The 17,059-nt window shown below is 63.9% G+C and carries 9 protein-coding genes; 2 read left to right on the top strand and 7 right to left on the bottom strand.

All coding sequences use genetic code 11. The features are described from left to right. Positions 1 to 28 precede the first annotated feature (28 nt). From OVA24_RS15620 to OVA24_RS15585, 7 genes are all read right to left on the bottom strand, one after another. Positions 29 to 1,570 carry a S1C family serine protease gene (locus OVA24_RS15620; protein ID WP_267670867.1) on the bottom strand — a complete coding sequence of 514 codons (1,542 nt, stop codon included), beginning with the start codon at positions 1,568 to 1,570 and terminating at the stop codon, positions 29 to 31. 20 nt (positions 1,571 to 1,590) lie between these two features. After that, positions 1,591 to 2,340: a 4-hydroxy-tetrahydrodipicolinate reductase gene (dapB, locus tag OVA24_RS15615; RefSeq protein ID WP_267670866.1), complete on the bottom strand. Its 750-nt coding sequence runs from the start codon at positions 2,338 to 2,340 to the stop codon at positions 1,591 to 1,593. Between the two features lie 68 nt (positions 2,341 to 2,408). Then, on the bottom strand, positions 2,409 to 5,000 hold the full coding sequence (locus OVA24_RS15610; RefSeq protein ID WP_267670865.1) for a tetratricopeptide repeat protein: 2,592 nt from the start codon (positions 4,998 to 5,000) through the stop codon (positions 2,409 to 2,411). Between the two features lie 107 nt (positions 5,001 to 5,107). Continuing rightward, a complete protein-coding gene (locus tag OVA24_RS21355; RefSeq protein ID WP_324287864.1) occupies positions 5,108 to 6,517 on the bottom strand; it encodes a sigma-54-dependent transcriptional regulator in 1,410 nt (469 codons plus the stop codon). A gap of 1,121 nt (positions 6,518 to 7,638) precedes the next feature. Next, on the bottom strand, positions 7,639 to 8,982 hold the full coding sequence (locus OVA24_RS15595) for a hypothetical protein (RefSeq protein ID WP_267670864.1): 1,344 nt from the start codon (positions 8,980 to 8,982) through the stop codon (positions 7,639 to 7,641). Between the two features lie 279 nt (positions 8,983 to 9,261). Then, positions 9,262 to 12,291, bottom strand: a complete 3,030-nt coding sequence (locus OVA24_RS15590) for a PVC-type heme-binding CxxCH protein (protein ID WP_267670863.1) — start codon at positions 12,289 to 12,291, stop codon at positions 9,262 to 9,264. Positions 12,292 to 12,334: 43 nt separating this feature from the next. Beyond that, positions 12,335 to 12,496, bottom strand: coding sequence for a hypothetical protein (locus OVA24_RS15585; protein WP_267670862.1), 162 nt, complete (start codon positions 12,494 to 12,496; stop codon positions 12,335 to 12,337). 115 nt (positions 12,497 to 12,611) lie between these two features. On the opposite strand from OVA24_RS15585, the gene OVA24_RS15580 reads away from it, so the two are divergent. Further along, positions 12,612 to 16,220: a hypothetical protein gene (locus tag OVA24_RS15580; protein ID WP_267670861.1), complete on the top strand. Its 3,609-nt coding sequence runs from the start codon at positions 12,612 to 12,614 to the stop codon at positions 16,218 to 16,220. A gap of 11 nt (positions 16,221 to 16,231) precedes the next feature. After that, positions 16,232 to 16,954 (top strand): hypothetical protein, encoded by a 723-nt coding sequence (locus OVA24_RS15575; protein WP_267670860.1) that lies wholly within the window; start codon positions 16,232 to 16,234, stop codon positions 16,952 to 16,954. The last annotated feature ends 105 nt before the right edge of the window (positions 16,955 to 17,059 follow it).

Here is a 17,059-nt window from a genome sequence, read left to right as displayed (position 1 = left end):
TGGCGGGACGCCACGGCCACGGTTCCGGTCACTCCGCCCGCGAAAGCCTCGAGATGCCGCGCTTGAGCAACTGGCTGTCCACCGCCGTGGAGATGGAGTCGTCCAGATAGACGGTGAAGTCCTCCTCCATGAACTCGATGGAGTGGAGCTCGCCGGGCTTCGAGTCGAAGGCTTCGATGAGGCCCTTCATGTCGCGGATCTCCTTGCCGTTCACCTTCTTGACGATGAGGTTGCGCAGGCGCTCGTAGCCGATGGTGGCGGGGGTGGGGATGGAGCCGCTGAGGAAGATGACACGGTCCGCCTTTTCCTCGAATTTCTCCGGGTTCTCGTAGGCGTCCAGCAGGTTGAGCGGGGCGCGGGATGTCCACTCCTCGCCGAAAGCTTCGAGCAGCGGGCGGGAAAGTTCCTGGAACACGAAGCCACCCTTCACGAGGAAGTTCGGCGCCTTGCCGAAGGCGTAGCCGGGCACCAGCTTCGACTCCTCCTCCTCGCGGGCGAGGGTGGCCTTGATCTCCATCGGCTCGCCCTTGCGGAGGATGGAGAGGGTCATGGTGTCGCCGATGGACTTCTCACCACGCACCAGGTGTCCCCATGACAGGTTGCCGTAGGTCGGGTGGTCATAGTAGCCGCGGCGGTCGATCTTCCTGCCGTCCACGGCGAGGATCACGTCACCTTTCTGGATCCCGGCGGTCTGGGCGGCTCCCTTCTTGCGGACGCTGCTGACGTAGATGCCGCCTTCGGTGTCCGGGATCTTCAGCCAGGCGCGGAGCGAGGCGTCCTCCGTGCGGGTGATGGAGACCCCCAGGCTGGGGAAGCCCTTGTAGTCGCCGGCCTGCGCCTGTTTGAGGAAACGCCCGACGATGTCGGATGAGGCCACGTCGGAGATCTGGTCCTCCGCATCATAGCTGATGAGGATGCCCACCAGCTTCCCGTTCTGGAGCACCGGCAGGGAGTAGCTGCTGGCGGCACTTTGCATGGAGGCCTTCACCATGTAGGTGAGGAAGGCCTGGTTCGGCAGGAAGTGGGAGGTGACGTCGATGCTCTGGAGCAGGCCCGCGGTGAGCAGCGGTGATCCGTTGTCCTCCACCTGGAAGATCTCCAGTGCCTGCCCGATGGTGGGTGGTTCCGCGAGGGCGAGAGGGGTGGTGCCTTCGAAAAGCGCCTTCCCTTCCTCTTCCGAAGCCGCTCCCAGCAGCGCGAGGTTCACCTCATAGTCCACGGCGATGACCTTCGCCTGGGCGAAGCGGGTGCCATCCGTGGACTCCAGTTCCAGGTAGGTCGCATCCGCCACCATCTCCGCGGTGGTCAGCACCTGGCCTTCCGCCACGATGGCGGCGAGCGCCCGGCGCTGGGACGGATCATTCTTCTCCCATGGCTGGCTGGGATTCCACGACTGCTGCGTGGAGTTCACCCGGACCACGGAGGATTTGAAATCAACAGGCGCAGGCCGGGTATCCCCCGCTGAAACGGAGATCTCCGGGGTTTCTTCCTTTTTCTCGATCTGCGCGGGCTGCGGCGGCTTGCACGCGGCCAGGAACACGAAGGGAAGGGAAAGGTACAGCGGGCGCATGGGTGGGAAGGGGAAGGGTGTTATTGGAGTCCGAGCACGTCCTGCATGTCATACAGGCCGGCGGGCTGGCCCTGGAGCCAGATGGCCGCCCTCACCGCTCCGGCGGCGAAGGTCAGGCGGGAGGAGGCCTTGTGGGTGAGTTCCACCCGCTCCCCGTCCGCCGCGAAGAGGACGGTGTGGTCCCCGACGACGTCCCCGCCGCGCAGGGTGTGCATGCCGATCTCGCGCGGCTTGCGCGGGCCGATGTTGCCGAACCTGCCGTGGGCGATGTCGTCGTTGTAGGACGTTCCCGTCTCCTCGTTGAGGATCTCCAGCAGCCGCCGCGCGGTCCCGGAGGGGGAGTCGATCTTGTGCTTGTGGTGCATCTCCGTCACCTCGATGTCGAAGCGGTCCTGGGTCAGGATCTGGGCCGCCTTCCGGGTGAGCCAGAAAAGCGTGTTCACACCCACGGAGTAGTTCGGCGCATAGACGATGGGCAGGGTCTTCGCCGCCTCCCGGATGATGTCGCGCTCCTCCTCCGAATGGCCTGTGGTGCCGATGACCAGACTGGTGCCGTGTTTCAGCGCCGCGGCGACGACCTCCTTCGTGAAGGAATGGACGGTGAAATCGATCACGCAGTTGGCCTTGGCCATCGCCTCATCCAGGTTCTCGCCCGCGTCATGGGTGGCGGTGACTGAGATGTCCGGGTTGTGGGAATGGGCATCGGAGGCGGCTTGCAGGATCGCCTGGCCCATGCGGCCTGATTTTCCGGTGACGAGAAGGTTGAGCATGCGGGCGGAATAATGAACGCGGGATGCCGGACGTCCAACCGGAACATCGGAATTCTTTCCTGCCCCTGTTAGTCCTCCCAGATCTGGTTCTTGAGCTGGATGTCCCTGGCGCGGTCCGCCGCTTCCTTGGAGCGGGGGCCTTTGAGCGCTGCTATTTCACGCGCGATGCTCAGGGCCTGCCGGGCTTTCTTTTCCCCGGCGCGTTCCAGGATCTCCAGGGCGCGGAAGCCGCTGCTCTCCAGGAAATGCCACTCTGCGGGAGGGTTTTCCGCGTTTTTCAGCACGGAGTAGTAGGCCGCGAGGGCCTCGCTTTCACGCTTCTGCGTGGGGTCGTCCGTGCGCGGCAGTTGTTCCAGCGTCTTGCCGCGGAGGTACTGGATGCGGTGGACGTCCGCAGGCTTGGTCTCCGGGTGCTTCAGCAGGTCATCGTAGATGGCGAGGGACTCCGCCAGGACGGCCGGGTTCTTGTTCCCCTGTGCATAGGCGGCATCCCCGAAGAGGAACCCGGCGGGCAGGCGCAGGGAATCCTCCGCAGGCAGGGATTGGTACCACTTGCGGAGAAAGGCGGTGGCTTCATCCAGGCGGTTCAGCTCGATCATGAGCTGCGCCTTTTTCATCATGACCAGCGCGTTGAGCGGTCCCTTCACGCCCCCCGCCCGGTCGAACAGGGTGAGGGCTTCCTCCCGTGACTGCGGGGTCCCCACCCGAGCCGCGGAACTGGCGGCCAGCAGCAGTGCGGCCTGCGTGCGCACCGGGTCGGTGTCGTCCTTCGCCAGTTGCTGGAGGATGAGCTGGGCGTCATTGTAGCTGCCGGTGTCGTAGAGGGTTCGTCCCAGGGTGAGGGCGGCTTCCGCCGCAGCCGGGTGGCCGGGGAATGCGGCGATGAATGCCTTGGCCGCGTTGATGGTTCCGGCGGTGTCTCCGGACAGCTCCGTGAGTTTCAGCCGGGCCAGGGCATACCGCTCCTGCGGGATGGATGCGAGCGCGGCGGGATCCTCCGCGATGGTATCAAGCTGGGCCTTCGCATACGTTTCATCCCTGCGGACGATGAGTGCGGCCTCCGCGGCGGCGAGCCGGGCCTCCGCCACCCGCGGATGTTGGGGATGTTTCCGGATGAAGGTCTCGATGGCGGCCTGCGCTTCCTCCGGGGGCTTCACCGCGAGGGCCTGCTCCAGTTCCAGGTCCGCCTCCAGGGCCGGATTCTCCGCCGGCTTTCCGTCCGGCGCGGTGAAGGCGGTGGTCATGATGCCGCTCTCACGGAAGCGGGACAGGGAGGCATTGAGCCGCGCCCGGTCCGCGTCCTGCTTCTCCGCCATCTCGGAGGCGGCTTCTTCGAACAGGCGGCCCGCGGCCTTGAAGTCCCCCTGCTGGTAGACTTCCTCCGCCTGGATGAAGGCTGCCTCCGCGCCCTCCGGAGGGGTGGGGGAACCCGAGCGGAGATAGCCGAGGATGGCGAAGGCGCGCTCGCCTTTCCCTTCCTCAAGAAGCCACTTCGCCGACTGCAGCCACGCTTTCGCCGCCAGTGGATGGAGCGGATGGTTCAGGCCGATCCACCGCATCAGCCGGACGGCCTGAGCCTTCTGGACGGGTCCGGAAACGCGGTGCAGGCCCTCCGCCAGGGCAAACGTCGCCTCGATCCGCAAGGGGGGAGCCTCCGCCGCCGTGGGCCACGGACCGGCGGAACCAACAGGATCCGGAGTGATGAGTCCTTCGATGAGGCCGGAGCGGGCGGTGGTCGGGACGGCCCCGGCGGGGGTCGCCCACTCCTCCAGACGGACCAGCACCGGATGGGTGACCGGTGGTTCGGACGGCAGCCAGGCGATCAGGCGGGAAAACGCTTCCGGCAGCAGTGGGCTGGCGGGGTTCGCCTGGATGAAAGCGAGCAGGGCGTCGGAAGCTTCCGTCTTCTTGTCCCGTGCGGCGAGGGAGTCCGCGTAGCCCAGAACCGCGGCGTGATGATGGACCAGGCTCTGGCCGGAGCGCTGGTTCATGAGGGTGAAAAAGCGTTCGGCCGCCTCGGCGGGCTTGTTCTCCGCCAGCAGCAGGCGTGCTTCCAGATAGCTGGCCTCCTGGGCCTTTCTGGCCGGGAGGCCGTCCAGCGGAGGCATGGTCCGCCGGGCCTCCTCCACGCGCCGGAGGTCCAGCAGGATCCCTGTCTGGCGGATCTTCGCTTCGAACGAAACCGCCGGATCCGCGCTGGCCGCCAGCTCCCGCAGTCCGGCAAGCGCCTCCTCCGGCTGGTTCAGTGAAAGCATCAGCGCGGCACGGGTGAGCGTGGCTTCCACCGTGAAAGCATGGCCCGGGATCGTCGCCTTCGCGAGTTCCTCCTCGGCTTCATTCAGCCGGCCCAGTCCCGCCAGTGCCTGCCCTTTCCAGAAATGGACGCTGGGATCGCCGGCGACGAAGGATTGGCTGAGGAGGTCCATCGCCTTGGCGGGCTCGCCGTTGCGGATCCACGCTTCCGCCAGGCGGTAGGCCACCCGGATTTTCGCTTCCGGCTCCAGATCCGAGGTCGCCAGGAGCCGCTCGAAATGCAGCGCGGCCACGTCCCACAGGCCGTCCGCCAGCGCACTTTCCCCGTAGCGGAACTCATCCCCCTCCTGTCCGGCGGCGTCGGACAGGGGTGAGATGGTCAGCAGGAGAAACAGCGGCAGCTTCATGCGGCGGGACCAAGGTAAGGCCTGCCCGCGTTGAACGCCAGCACGGAACATCCCACGGGATCCCGGGGGCGGGGGATTTGCCTTTGCCTCTTGCGGGAGGGGAAATCTCACTCTCTTCCGGCCAGGAGTTTCTTCAGCTCCGCAGGTTCGATTCCCAGCGAGATCGACGCCTGCTTCAGATCCCCGTTGGAGCGCTCGATCGAGCGGCCCGCGAGTTCACGGGAGATCCACTCGATGACATTGTCCCCGCCCGGAGCGGCGTTGATGAGGTGGTCCAGCATCTCCCCCAGCTTGGCGAAGGTGCGCCCGGGGGCGGAAGCAAGCGGGATGTCCGCCGGAAGGAGGATGTTCGATGAAGCCAGCGCGCAGGCCCGGGCCATCGTGTTCTCCAGTTCCCGGACATTCCCCGGCCAGACATGGTTCTGGAGCGTGGAAACCGCCTCCGGGGAGATCCGGATGCGTGCCATGCCGTTCTTTTTCGTGATCCGCTGGAGGAAGAACTCCGCCAGCAGGGGGATGTCTTCCGGACGTTCCCGCAGCGGCGGGATCCGCAGCTCGACCACGTTGAGCCGGTAGTAGAGGTCTTCGCGGAACCTTCCGGCGGCCACTTCCGCCGCCAAGTTCTTGTGTGTCGCCGCCACGATCCTCACATCCGTGGTGATCGTTTCATTCGCACCCACCCGCGAAAACGAGCCGTCCTGCAGCACCCGCAGCAGCTTCACCTGGATGGAAAGAGGCATGTCGCCGATCTCATCGAGAAACAGCGTGCCGCCGTCCGCCTGCTCGAACCGGCCGGCGCGGCGGGCGATCGCTCCCGTAAACGACCCCTTTTCATGGCCGAACAGCTCGCTCTCCAGCAGGTTCTCCGGGATGGCGCCGCAGTTGATGGTGATCATCTCCTTCTGGCGGCGCGGGCTGTACTCATGCACGGACTTGGCGACCAGTTCCTTGCCGGTGCCGCTTTCCCCGGCGATGAGGACCGGTGCGTCCGAGCGGGCGACCCGTCCGACGAGCTTGAAAACATCCTGCAGGGCGCGGGAAACGCCGATGATCTTCACCCGGCCGTCCACCGTCGGACCTTCCGTCTCATGGTGCGTCACGGAGCGGCGGTCTTCATGGATCTGGAGCGCGGACTCCACCACCTGCCGCAGTTCGAAGGGCAGGGACTCCTTTCTCAGTACATCGTGCGCGCCATGCTGGGTCGCCTCGATGATCTGGCTGGTGGTGGGGAATCCCGCGGTCAGGATGACCAGCGTCTGCGGGCTGTGCTGGATGATGCGGCCGAGGAGGTCCAGGCCGTCGAACGGTTGCAGGGAAAGGGCCGCAACCACCACGCTGATCTCGGTTTTCTCCACCACTTTCAACGCGTTCGCCGCATTGTCACAGCGGAGGATCCGCAGGTTCTGGGCGGTCAAGTGTTTGGTGGCCCAATCAAGGAAGTCGTGATCGGGATCGACAAGGAGCAGGGTTTCTTCGGTGGGGCCTTCGGGCATCGCGGGGACGCCGGAATTTGGCATGAGGACCGGGGATGGCACGAAAAAAAAAGCTTCGAGGGTTCACGCGATGCCGTGGATCTACCGAAATGCCGATCTATTCCGCATTTTTCCTGTCTTAGGGGAGACCGTGGGACTTCCGGCTACGGAGGACCCGCACGGGTAACGGATCTCGTGAGAGATCCGGCTGTGGGGAAGGCCAAGGGGAAGCCGGAGCCGGTTTCTCAGCAGACATGCACCCCGCCGGAACTCTCACGAAGCTTCGCTACGTCCGGGATCCGCCCGCAGGGGTAGCGGAATGGCTGCGCCATTCCGGCTGGGGAAATCCACCATCATCCCTACGGTCCCGGTTTGGGGAGGATGGGGTCGGTGGCGTAGTGGGACCGGCTGGCGGCAGAGATCCGCCCCACCGTAATGGCGCAGCCATCACGCTACGGAGAATCCGCCTCCGGGGAGCGAAGCCGTAGGCCTTCCGGCTGGGGGAAATCCATCGGGGACCGCCGTCGGATTGTTCGCAGACATCCACCCCGCCGAAGCTCTCACGAGCTTCGCTACGTCCGGGATCAGCCCGCAGGGGTAGCGGGAATGGCTGCGCCATTCCGGCTGGGGGAATCCACCATCTTCCCTACGGTCCCGGTTTGGGGAGGATGGGGTCGGACGTGTGGTGGCATCGGCTGGCGGCAGAGATCCACCCCGCCGTGATGGCGCAGCCATCACGCTACAGACATGCACCCCGCCGAAGCTCTCACGAGCTTCGCTACGTCCGGGATCCGCCCGCAGGGGTAGCGGAATGGCTGCGCCATTCCGGCTGGGGAAATCCACCATCTTCCCTACGGTCCCGGTTTGGGGGGATGGGGTCGGAGGCGTGGCGGGGATCGGCTGGCGGCAGAGATCCACCCCACCGTGATGGCGCAGCCATCACGCTACAGACATGCACCCCGCCGAAGCTCTCACGAACTTCGCTACGCCCGGGATCCGCCCGCAGGGGTAGCGGAATGGCTGCGCCATTCCGGCTGGGGAAATCCACCATCATCCCTACGGTCCCGGTTTGGGGAGGATGGCGTCGGAAGCGTGGCGGGGACCGGCTGGCGGCAGCCATGCACCCCGCCGAAGCTCTCATGAGCTTCGCTACGCCCCGGCTGCCCTCACTCGAAGAACTTCTTCAGCGTCTTCTGCTCGCCGGGATCCAGGCTGTCTTTCCAGACCCGGTCACCACCGGCTCCCGTGGCGTCGGTGTTGCCCCCTTGGGTGATCCTCGAGCCGCTCTTGTCCACGTCATGCTCGCCGTCCTGCAACTGGAGGAGGTCACCGGGCAGGGCATTCGACAGGTCCCTGGACTCCACGGCGGTGAGATCACCGGTTTCCAGACCGTCCTTCTCATTTCCGAGAACGCCCGGATCATGGCCGGGGCCGCGGTTCACGCCACCTTTGCCGCGTCCGTTGCCGGGCTTGTCACCGGGTCCCTTGCCCTCGCCATCACCATTCTCGTCGGCGAGCAACTCGTCCGACCAGTCATCCCCCTGGCCGTCGCCCTGGCCCTTTTTCATGCCGTTGGCATTCTTTTTCAGGTTCTCCCGGAGCTGCTGCATCTGCTCCTTGCTGAGCTGGCCGAGCTTGTTCGGGTCCATTTGCTTCAGTTGTTCCAGCAACTCGGGGTTCGGCTTCATGGCGCCGTTCTGGAGGCCCTGCATGGCCTGCTGGAATTCGTTGAGCTGGCGTTCCTTCTCCGCCTGGTTGGCGCCACCGTTCTTTTCCAGGGACTCCAGGGCTTTCTCCGCCCGTTCCAGTTCCTGCTCCACCCGGTCCATTTCGGAACGGTGTTCCTTCTTCAGGGAGTCCGTCGCCTCCAGGGAAGAGTGGCTGAACCATTGCTCCTCCTTCTGGGCTTTCAGCTCCTCCAGTTTCTTCCGGGTTTCCTCCAGGTATTTCTCATCCACCAGTTCCTCCTTCGACAGGTGCTCCAGGGAGGAGTCGAGCTGCTTCCACGCCTGTGGTTGTTCCGGAGGGGTGGTGGGGGTCTTCGCGGAGGAAACGGGAATGAAAAGCCCGGCGGCGAGCAGCGCCAGCGCGGCCAGTGGCGGAACGACCAGCCGCGGCCAGTGCCAGCGCACGCCCGGGTCCACCTCCGGCACCGGGGCGGGCCACGGGGCGACTCCCGCCGTTGCCGCTGAAAGCGCGTTCTTCATCTCCATGGTCGCCTCGATGCGCACCAGCGACCGCTCCGGCTTTTCGAACCGCCGTGCCGCGACCACCCAGCAGATCAGGCCGATCAGCAGGACCGCACCGCCGATCACCCCGGCCAGCATCGCCGGGGGAAGCTCGATCTCACGGTTGCGGATGACCAGCAGGCCGGCGGCACCGGCCAGTCCGCCGACGATCAGAGGGGTGGCCAGGGTTTCCAGCCACCACGCCAGATTGATGCGGCGGGCGGTCCGTTTCGCCTGTCCCTGCCACCATTGGCGGTTGCTGTCCTTGGAAGGTGTGTCCATGCGGTTGGTGGCACCATAGCGGCGGCCCGTGAAAATACGATGGGATTTCCGTGAAAATATCCGGGCGGGGCAGGGACTTCCTGGAAGTCCGGCGTGCTGGCAGGGATGCCATTCCATGGCGTCCGGTGGGGGAAGGCTGGCAGAACCTTCCGATAGTGGTAATCGAAAAGCGAACGCCATGGAAACGCAGGACCGGCTCCATGTCAGATCGGAGTCATGGGATGATCGTGGATACTCCCCGCCTGACGCCATGGAATGGCGTCCCTGGCCTCCAGTCATTCACTCCACCTGCATCGGGTGCATCAGATAGGCGATGAGGTCCCGCACCTGGTCCGGCTGGAAGGCGGTGAGCAGCCCTTCCGGCATCAGGGAGGTGGTGGTGCTTTCCTGTTTGGTGATGTTGGAAATCTCGACGGTGGTGTCCCCGGCGGGGGATTTGACGGTGAGGGTGCGGTCGGTCTTCGCACCGAGGGTGCCGCTGATGACCCTTCCGTCATTGAGCGTCACGGTGGTGATGCGGTGGTCCGCGCTCACCACCGCGCTGGGATCGACGATGTTTTCCAGAAGGTAGTCCAGGTTCGTACGCCCGGAGCCGGTCAGGTCCGGGCCGATCTTCCCGCCTTCCCCATAGAGCGTGTGGCACGCTCCGCAGATGCCGGCGTAGAGCTGGCGGCCGTTTTTCAGGTCCGCCGCGGCGAGTGTCTGCGGGGTGAGTTTCTTCTTCAGCGCGGCGATCTCCTTGGTCTTGTCCGCCGCGGAACTGCCAAGGCTGCCCCACACCTCATTGAGCCGTTTGGTGAGCGCATTGTTCTTCAGCGCAACGATCCGTCGTGCGGAAAAGGCGGGGAGCGCGGTCTTCGGGATCCGCCCGGCGGAAATCTCGTCCAGCAGGACGGTCGCCCAGTCCGGCCTGCCCGTCATGGCATCGATCAGGTGTCCTTGCGAGACGGGCTCGAATTTCCCGAAGTTCGCGGCCAGCAACCTAGCGACTTCCGGATCCCCGGACAGCGCCAGCCCACGGATGGCGTTGCCGTTGAGCTTCGGGGTTCCCAGCACGGATTCGCAAAGCTCGCGCAGCCCCGGGATCTTCGCATCGATCAGGATGTCGAGCGCGGCCTGCCGTTCTCCCATCGGTGCATCCTCATTGCGGACCGTCGCCTGCAGGGATTCCGCGACCTGGCGGTCACCGTAGAGCAGGCTGATGCGTTGGATGGCGGGCTGGGATGCGGGGTCAGTGACGGTGGCGGCGAACTCGCTCCAGTTTGGCGGTCCCTCCGCCTTGCTGATGCCATTGAGCGCATCCGAAATGCCTGCGACGAGGGCTGGGCGCATTTTTTCCGGGATGGGGGCCGCCAGCAGGTTCTGGAGTTGTGCGGGCCTGAACGGATCCGGTGCGGGATTCGCAAGGAAGCGTCCGGTCCATCTGGCGAGCTTGGGAGAGGAAGTCACTGCGGCGATCTTATCGAGCACACCGGGATCGAATCCTCCGGCGAGGGGCAGGATGCCATACCAGATCATGAACGGCATCTGCGGGTCATCCGCGTAGGTGGCATCCGCCGCTAGCAGTACCGCCAGTTCCGACCGCTGTTCCTTTCCGAGGCGTTGCAGGGCAGAGGCCAGCGTCAGCTTCACCAGCCCGGAGGAGTCCGTGCGGGCGAGTTCCTTGAATTTTCCGAAGGTGCCAGAGAGTAGTGCTTGAGGGGTGTCCGGAAGCCGTGGCACGCCCATGTAGTCGATTGGAACAGCGTCCGTGAGGAAGCGGATGCCCCACACCCTGAGGTGCTCATCCTTTTCGCCGAGCAGTCCCAGCATGGTGTCCTCTTTCAACGCACCGATGGCATGGGAGGTCCACAACGCGCGCAGGCGGGTGATGGTGCTGTTTTCCGGACCCGTGGCCAATTTCAGGATCCGGTCCCTGACCTCCGGGGCAGGGGGCTGGGTCATCAACCGGACTCGGAGCTGCCGCTCATACCAGACGTTCGGATTCCGAATCAGGCGCTCCGCTCCGTCAGGTGTGATTTTCCCAAGGTCGGAAAGATCCGGTGCCGCCGGCTGGCCGTGGCGGATCTTGTAGATGCGGCCGCTGGTGCGGTGGACGCCGGTGTGGTCATGGCATTCCCCGGTGTCGCTCCAGTCGAGGACGAAGGCGGAGCCGTCCGGACCCTGGGTGATCTCGATGCCACGGAACCATGGATCTTCCCAGAAAAACACATCCGGATCATGCTTCCCGACATAGCCGGAGCCGGTGCGTTCCAGCCGCTCCACATTCGCCCGGCGGCCGTGCATGTTGAGGGTGAAGAGCCGGTCGCGGTATTTCTCCGGCCAGCCCTCACCTTGGTAGATCATGGCCCCGATGTGGGCGTGCCCACCGCCGAAGTCATTCGCCGCGCCGTCGCGGGAGTCCTGCCACTTTCCGTTCGTGTCGAAGTGGTAGTGGTCCGCGATCATGTCCATCCGCTCATAATAGTCCGGATGCGGGCTGACCGAGGTGCCGCTTTCCTTGAAGTCCGCCCCGGGGATGATGTGCCAGAGGTGGCCGATGACGGTGTTGATGAAAAATCCCTCGCCGTGCCGGTCCCAGTCGTGGCCCCAGGAGTTGACCGCGCCGGTGGTCAGCACCTCCACGGTTTTCCGCACGGGGTGGTATCTCCAGATGCCGCCCTTCATGGATGGGCGCTCTTTCTCCGGCGTGCCGGGGATTCCGGGCTTGGCCGGGCAGGAGTGGCCGCAGCGGCCGTAGAGCCAGCCGTCCGGTCCCCAGCGCAGGCCGTTGGCGAGGTTGTGGTAGTTGTCCTTCGCCACGTCGAAGCCATCCAGCACCACTTGCGGCGGGCCGTCCGGCACGGCATCCCCATCCGCGTCCGGGATGAAAAGGAGCTGCGGCGGGCACATCAGCCACACGCCGCCCATGCCGGTTTCCACGCTGGTGAGCAGTTTCACCTTGTCCGTGAAGATTTTCCGCGAATCCGCCCGCCCGTCGTTGTCCCGGTCCTCGAAGACGATGAGCCGGTCGTCCAGCTCCAGGTCAAAGCGCTTCTGCCGCTCCGCGTAGGTATAGTTTTCCGCCACCCAGAGACGTCCCCGGTGATCCCACGCCGCCGCGATGGGGTTCTGGATCTCCGGCTCCGCGGCGAACAAGGTGGCGTTGAAGCCTTCCGGCAGCTTGAGCTGGCGCAGTGCCTCATCAGCGGGGATCGGGCTCGGGTCACCCGGCTCGCTGTTGTAAATGGAGGGGGCTGCCGGGCAGGGAAGGGCTGTCAGCAGCGGAAGGAGAACGAGCGCGGTGGCGGGGCGGAGGAAGCGGCACATGGATATGGGAAGGGAGCGCAAGGCTGAACAGGTGATTTTTCCGTTAAAAATCAGCGAGGATTTTCATTTGGAAATTGCCGTGGCGGGCGAAGCAACTAAATTTCGAAACCTGTCCACCGGTGATCGGTTGGATACAACCCGCCGGACGCGGATCTTCCATCACCTGGTCCAACATCATCATGCGCAGCCCATCGTGTGTCATCATGTGGACGAGGAAGGGGGATCTCCCTCCCTGGAATTTCTTGGCTGACCCGCACTTTTATATTGTAAATACCATGTAGGTTGTGCTACTGGTCTTCCACCGAACCCGAAAAACCCCTATGAAACCCACTTCCAATCTCCAGAGACGCGATGGTTTCGCGCTTGTGGTGACGATCTCGATGATGGTCCTTTTGGTCGTCGTCGTGGTCGCCACGCTGTCGCTGAGCACCGTCACCCTGCGCAGTGTTGACCGGGACTCCGCCCAGGCGATCGCCCGCGCGAATGCCCGGATGGCCCTGATGCTGGCGATCGGCCACCTCCAGAAGGAAGCCGGACCCGACCAACGGGTCACCGGTACTGCCGAAATCATCGGTTCCGAAGCCAATCCCTATTGGACCGGAGTTTGGAGAGCAGGGATCGAGAACAAGAACTCCCAACCGACCTGGTTGGTCAGCGGTTCGAATCCGGATCCGGAGAACACGCTGGATGACGCGAACTCGGCGGTTCTGGCGAGGCCTCCGTCCAGCGAGCCAGGCCGCAAGGAACTGCGCGCTGAATACGTGACCGTCCAAGGCAAGCAACTGGATGGCCGGTATGCCTACTGGGTGGGGGATGAGGGCACCAAGGTCAGGATCGACCTCGGAAACCCGGAGAAGGTGACGGGCTATGAGCGGGTGGGGCGTTCCCAATCCCCGCGCGAGCCCGGTTTCGCGGCTTTCGACCGCAAGCACCGCAACATGTGGGCGGGCTTCGATTCGGACTACAATGACTCCGTGGACCGCCGGACGCTGGTCTCCATGGGAACCGTTGCCCTGGCCGCGAAGGACTCCGGGGACCTCGATCGCGATGAGATCCCGAAATACTACTTCAATGACCTCACCACCGGGGGATTCGGCCTGCCGGTGAACGTACGGGACGGCGGGATGAAGAAGGACCTCTCCCTCCTTCTGGACAGGTCCCAGCAGAACCAGAATTTCGTTTCGGATTTCTTCGGAGGCAAACCGACGCTGGTTCCCAACGGTACCCTCGGCCACGTCTCGGGAACGGTGGTGTATAATTTCGGGACGAATCCGGACCGCACCAAGTTCACCCTCAGCCCGACCATCACCAACAGCTACTCGAACGGCTTCGTCGGTCCGAACTGGGGCATCCTCTACAACTATGCGCGTCTGTGGGAAACCGTGCAGGGCAGCACCTCCCCGATGATCGGCCTCAACCCGCGGGTTGACTCCAACCTCCGCCAGCCGAACTGGCTGCCATACCGTGAGTTCTACAAGGGCCAGGGTTTCCAGGAAGACATCCAGCACACGAACAGCGGTCTGAGCCCCGTGATGGCCATGTCCCAGCTCGGATTCTCCCTCAAGACCGACATCATCGGCTCGATGCCTCCGCCCGCCCGGACGCCGGTCTATGGTGTGACCATGATGTACAAGCCGCTGGTCGGCCTCTGGAATCCATATAACGTCCACATCCAGGCTTCGATCTACCAGTTGGAATGGGCGAGCGGTCCGTTCGTCAGGCTGAAATCCGATGTCGTCACGCCCTACATCGACCCGGATGGGGTCAATGTCTCCCCGCAGGAGATCACCATCTGCCTGCGTGAGTACTGGCACGTCCAGAGTGACGGCATGTTCCCGATCGATGGAAATGGTGGTGGTTCCTACTTCCGCGTCCGCACTCCTTCGGCGACTTTCCAGCCCGGTGAGTTCCGGCTGTTCTCCGTCGCGGGGAATCCACCGATCCAGACATCCAGCACGTTGAGCGACCAATGGGATGCGGATGGTGGCTACTCCATCCCTCTCCGGATCGACAACCCGGGCTCGAATCCCGTCCGTATCCATGACAGCAAGCGCCTGCAATATCCTTCGGGCACCCGCCTTACCGTGGAGTACATGACCCTCCAGGATACCCATCCCGCGGTGGTCGTGATGACGGCGGCGCGCTTCCCGAACATCGACCTGAAGGCGGCCAGCACCTGGTATACCCTGAAGGCTGGTCCGAAGATCGAAACCCACCTCAACCGTTACACGGATATCTGGAACGGTGGCAAGAATGGCACGGCCCAGATCGCCATCCCGGAGCCGGTGACCAAGCTCGCGGATGACATGCCCAGCTTCTCGGTGGATCAGTTGACCTTTCCCCAGCACATCGCGACCTGGAGGTTCTACACCCGCAACTCGACCGAAGCGGAAGGCTCCCAAGGCCTGCGCGGCTGGATCGACGCGAATCCACGCGTGATGACGAACAACTTCCGGTTCGACGGTTCCAGGAACGAGCAGGGCAACATGCAGGGATGGAACTTCTCCTCCAACCTTCTCGGTGGACGCAGCTCTTCCTCGATGGGGGATGGCCAGGGCGGCAGCCGCGGCCTCGTCGCCCAGTTTGACCAGAGGGGTGGCCAGATGCCGGATTCCGAAGGCGGACGGGATGGAAAAAGGTGGCGCGGTCTGACCGGCCCTGCTTCCACCTCCACGGAAGGCGGCCTGCCAAACGTCGTGGTCTATGACGTGCCCCAGGCACCCCTGACCTCCATCGGCCAGTTCCAGCATGCGAACCTTTCCCGCTATGGCTTTGAGCCGGGATTCGTGGTCGGCAACTCCTACGCCAACACCCGCATTCCCCTCAACAACATCGTCAAGACCAACTTCGGGAACATGGGCTTCAATGTCGTTGATATCTCCTATGAGGCGAACAACAAGCTGTGGGACACCGTCTTCTTCTCGACCCTCGCCCCTGACTACAAGGGTGGTGGAAGTTCCTTCGACCGTGCCTTCGACAGGAACGCCCTCCTCCTCCGCACCAAGTCGCTGCCGAACCCGCGGATGGTCTACACCGAGCTTCCGGGTGACGAATCCATCGACAAGATCATTTCCGATGCCGGTGACAACGCACCGCAGACCATTTCCACCCGGATCATGATCGAAGGCGCGTTCAACGTGAACTCCACCTCGAAACTGGCCTGGAAGGCGATCCTTTCCACCATGGACGGTTCCGAGATCCCCGTGATTGACCTGGGGGCGCCGGCGGATCCGAAGTATGTGGATCCGAAGGGCATCCGGTTCAGCCGCTTCAACCACGTGGTGGACCCGAGCGGATACACCGGGGGAGCGCGCAAGACCGCCTTCTGGCAGGGCTGGAGGGAGATCACTGATGACGAACTCGACCTGCTTGCCGAGGAGATCGTCAAGGAAGTCAAGAGCCGCGGCCCGTTCCGCAGCATGGCGGAGTTCGTCAACCGCAACCCGTATTCCTCCGACAGGGACCACCAGGTCAAGGGTGCGCTTCAGGCCGCCATCGACAGCTCGGTCAACAAATCCATCGACGGCTCGGTCGGTCTGACCGCCGCCAACCCGCAGGGATCGAACTTCGCGAGCAACGTGGTCACCGGTGAAAACCAGACCGCGGGACACGCCGCCTACCTCATGCAGGGGGATATCCTCCAGTGCCTCGCCCCTGTCATGCAGGTGCGCTCCGACTACTTCCGGATCCGTACTTGCGGTGAAGCCCTGGACAAGACGGGCAAGGTGGTCGCCCGGGTATGGTGTGAGGCGTTCATCCAGCGGATGCCGGACTACGTGGACCCTGCGGACGCCCCTGAGGCTCCCTTCGACGATCCAACTCCGTCCAATCCATTTGCCAAGGATGACCTCCGCAGCGATATCAACGTTGAATTCGGCCGCAGGATGAAAATGATCTCGTTCCGCTGGCTGAACCCGAACGAAATCTAATAAAAACCTCCATGATCCGTAAATTCTTGATCCTGCTGGGTCTTCTGACCTGCACCGCAGTCGCCCAGGAGAAGTTCCAGACCACCCTCATCACCTATGCGCTGGGTGGACCGCCCGGCGGATTCAAGGCGTTCTTCAGGAATGGAGAGGAGATCCAGCCGTTCGGAGCCAACGGCTCCGGACTGGGCGCTCCCATCCGCTACACGGGTTCGCGGAAATTTGAGATCAGGGCTTCGGAGGAGGCCTTTGCCCCGCCTCCCGCCGGGCAACAGGCGCCTCCGCCACTGGCTGTCGTTGAGCTGCCCCAGGGGGTGGACAACATCCTGCTCATCGCCGCTGACGCCGGTCAGGGGAAGATCCGGTTGCTGGCCTATGATGTGTCCGCCAAAGCCCTCAAGGGAGGGGACTACAAGATCTTCAACTTCTGCAGGACCCCCATCGAGATGAACCTGGGCAAGAAAAAGCTCACGCTCAGGCCTGCACAGAACGAGATCATGTCCGACAGCAGTTACCAGGACCCCACAAACAGGGGGATGGAACTGATCATCTACCGCTACGACGGAACGGTGCGCAACCCCACCCCCGTGAAGCAGACACTGTGGGAGCATTTCAGCACGAAGCGCTGGGTGATGTTCCTGTTCGACCCCAAGCACAAGGGTGAGGGCATCGGCATCATATGCATGAATGTCGAGCCGCCGCGCGCCGCTCCGGCTGCGGCTGGCACCGCTCCCTGAGAAGGGACGACCGGTTCATTGAAGGATCAAAGGAAGCCCGCCACCTCCCGTGGCGGGCTTTTCCGTGTGCCTGTCTGACGACGGCGGCCCCGCGTGATGGCTCTC

It is taken from the genome of Luteolibacter sp. SL250 (assembly GCF_026625605.1).
Classification (GTDB): domain Bacteria; phylum Verrucomicrobiota; class Verrucomicrobiia; order Verrucomicrobiales; family Akkermansiaceae; genus Luteolibacter.
Note: the sequence above shows the minus strand (reverse complement) of the source record. Positions and strands in the feature narration are given on the sequence as shown.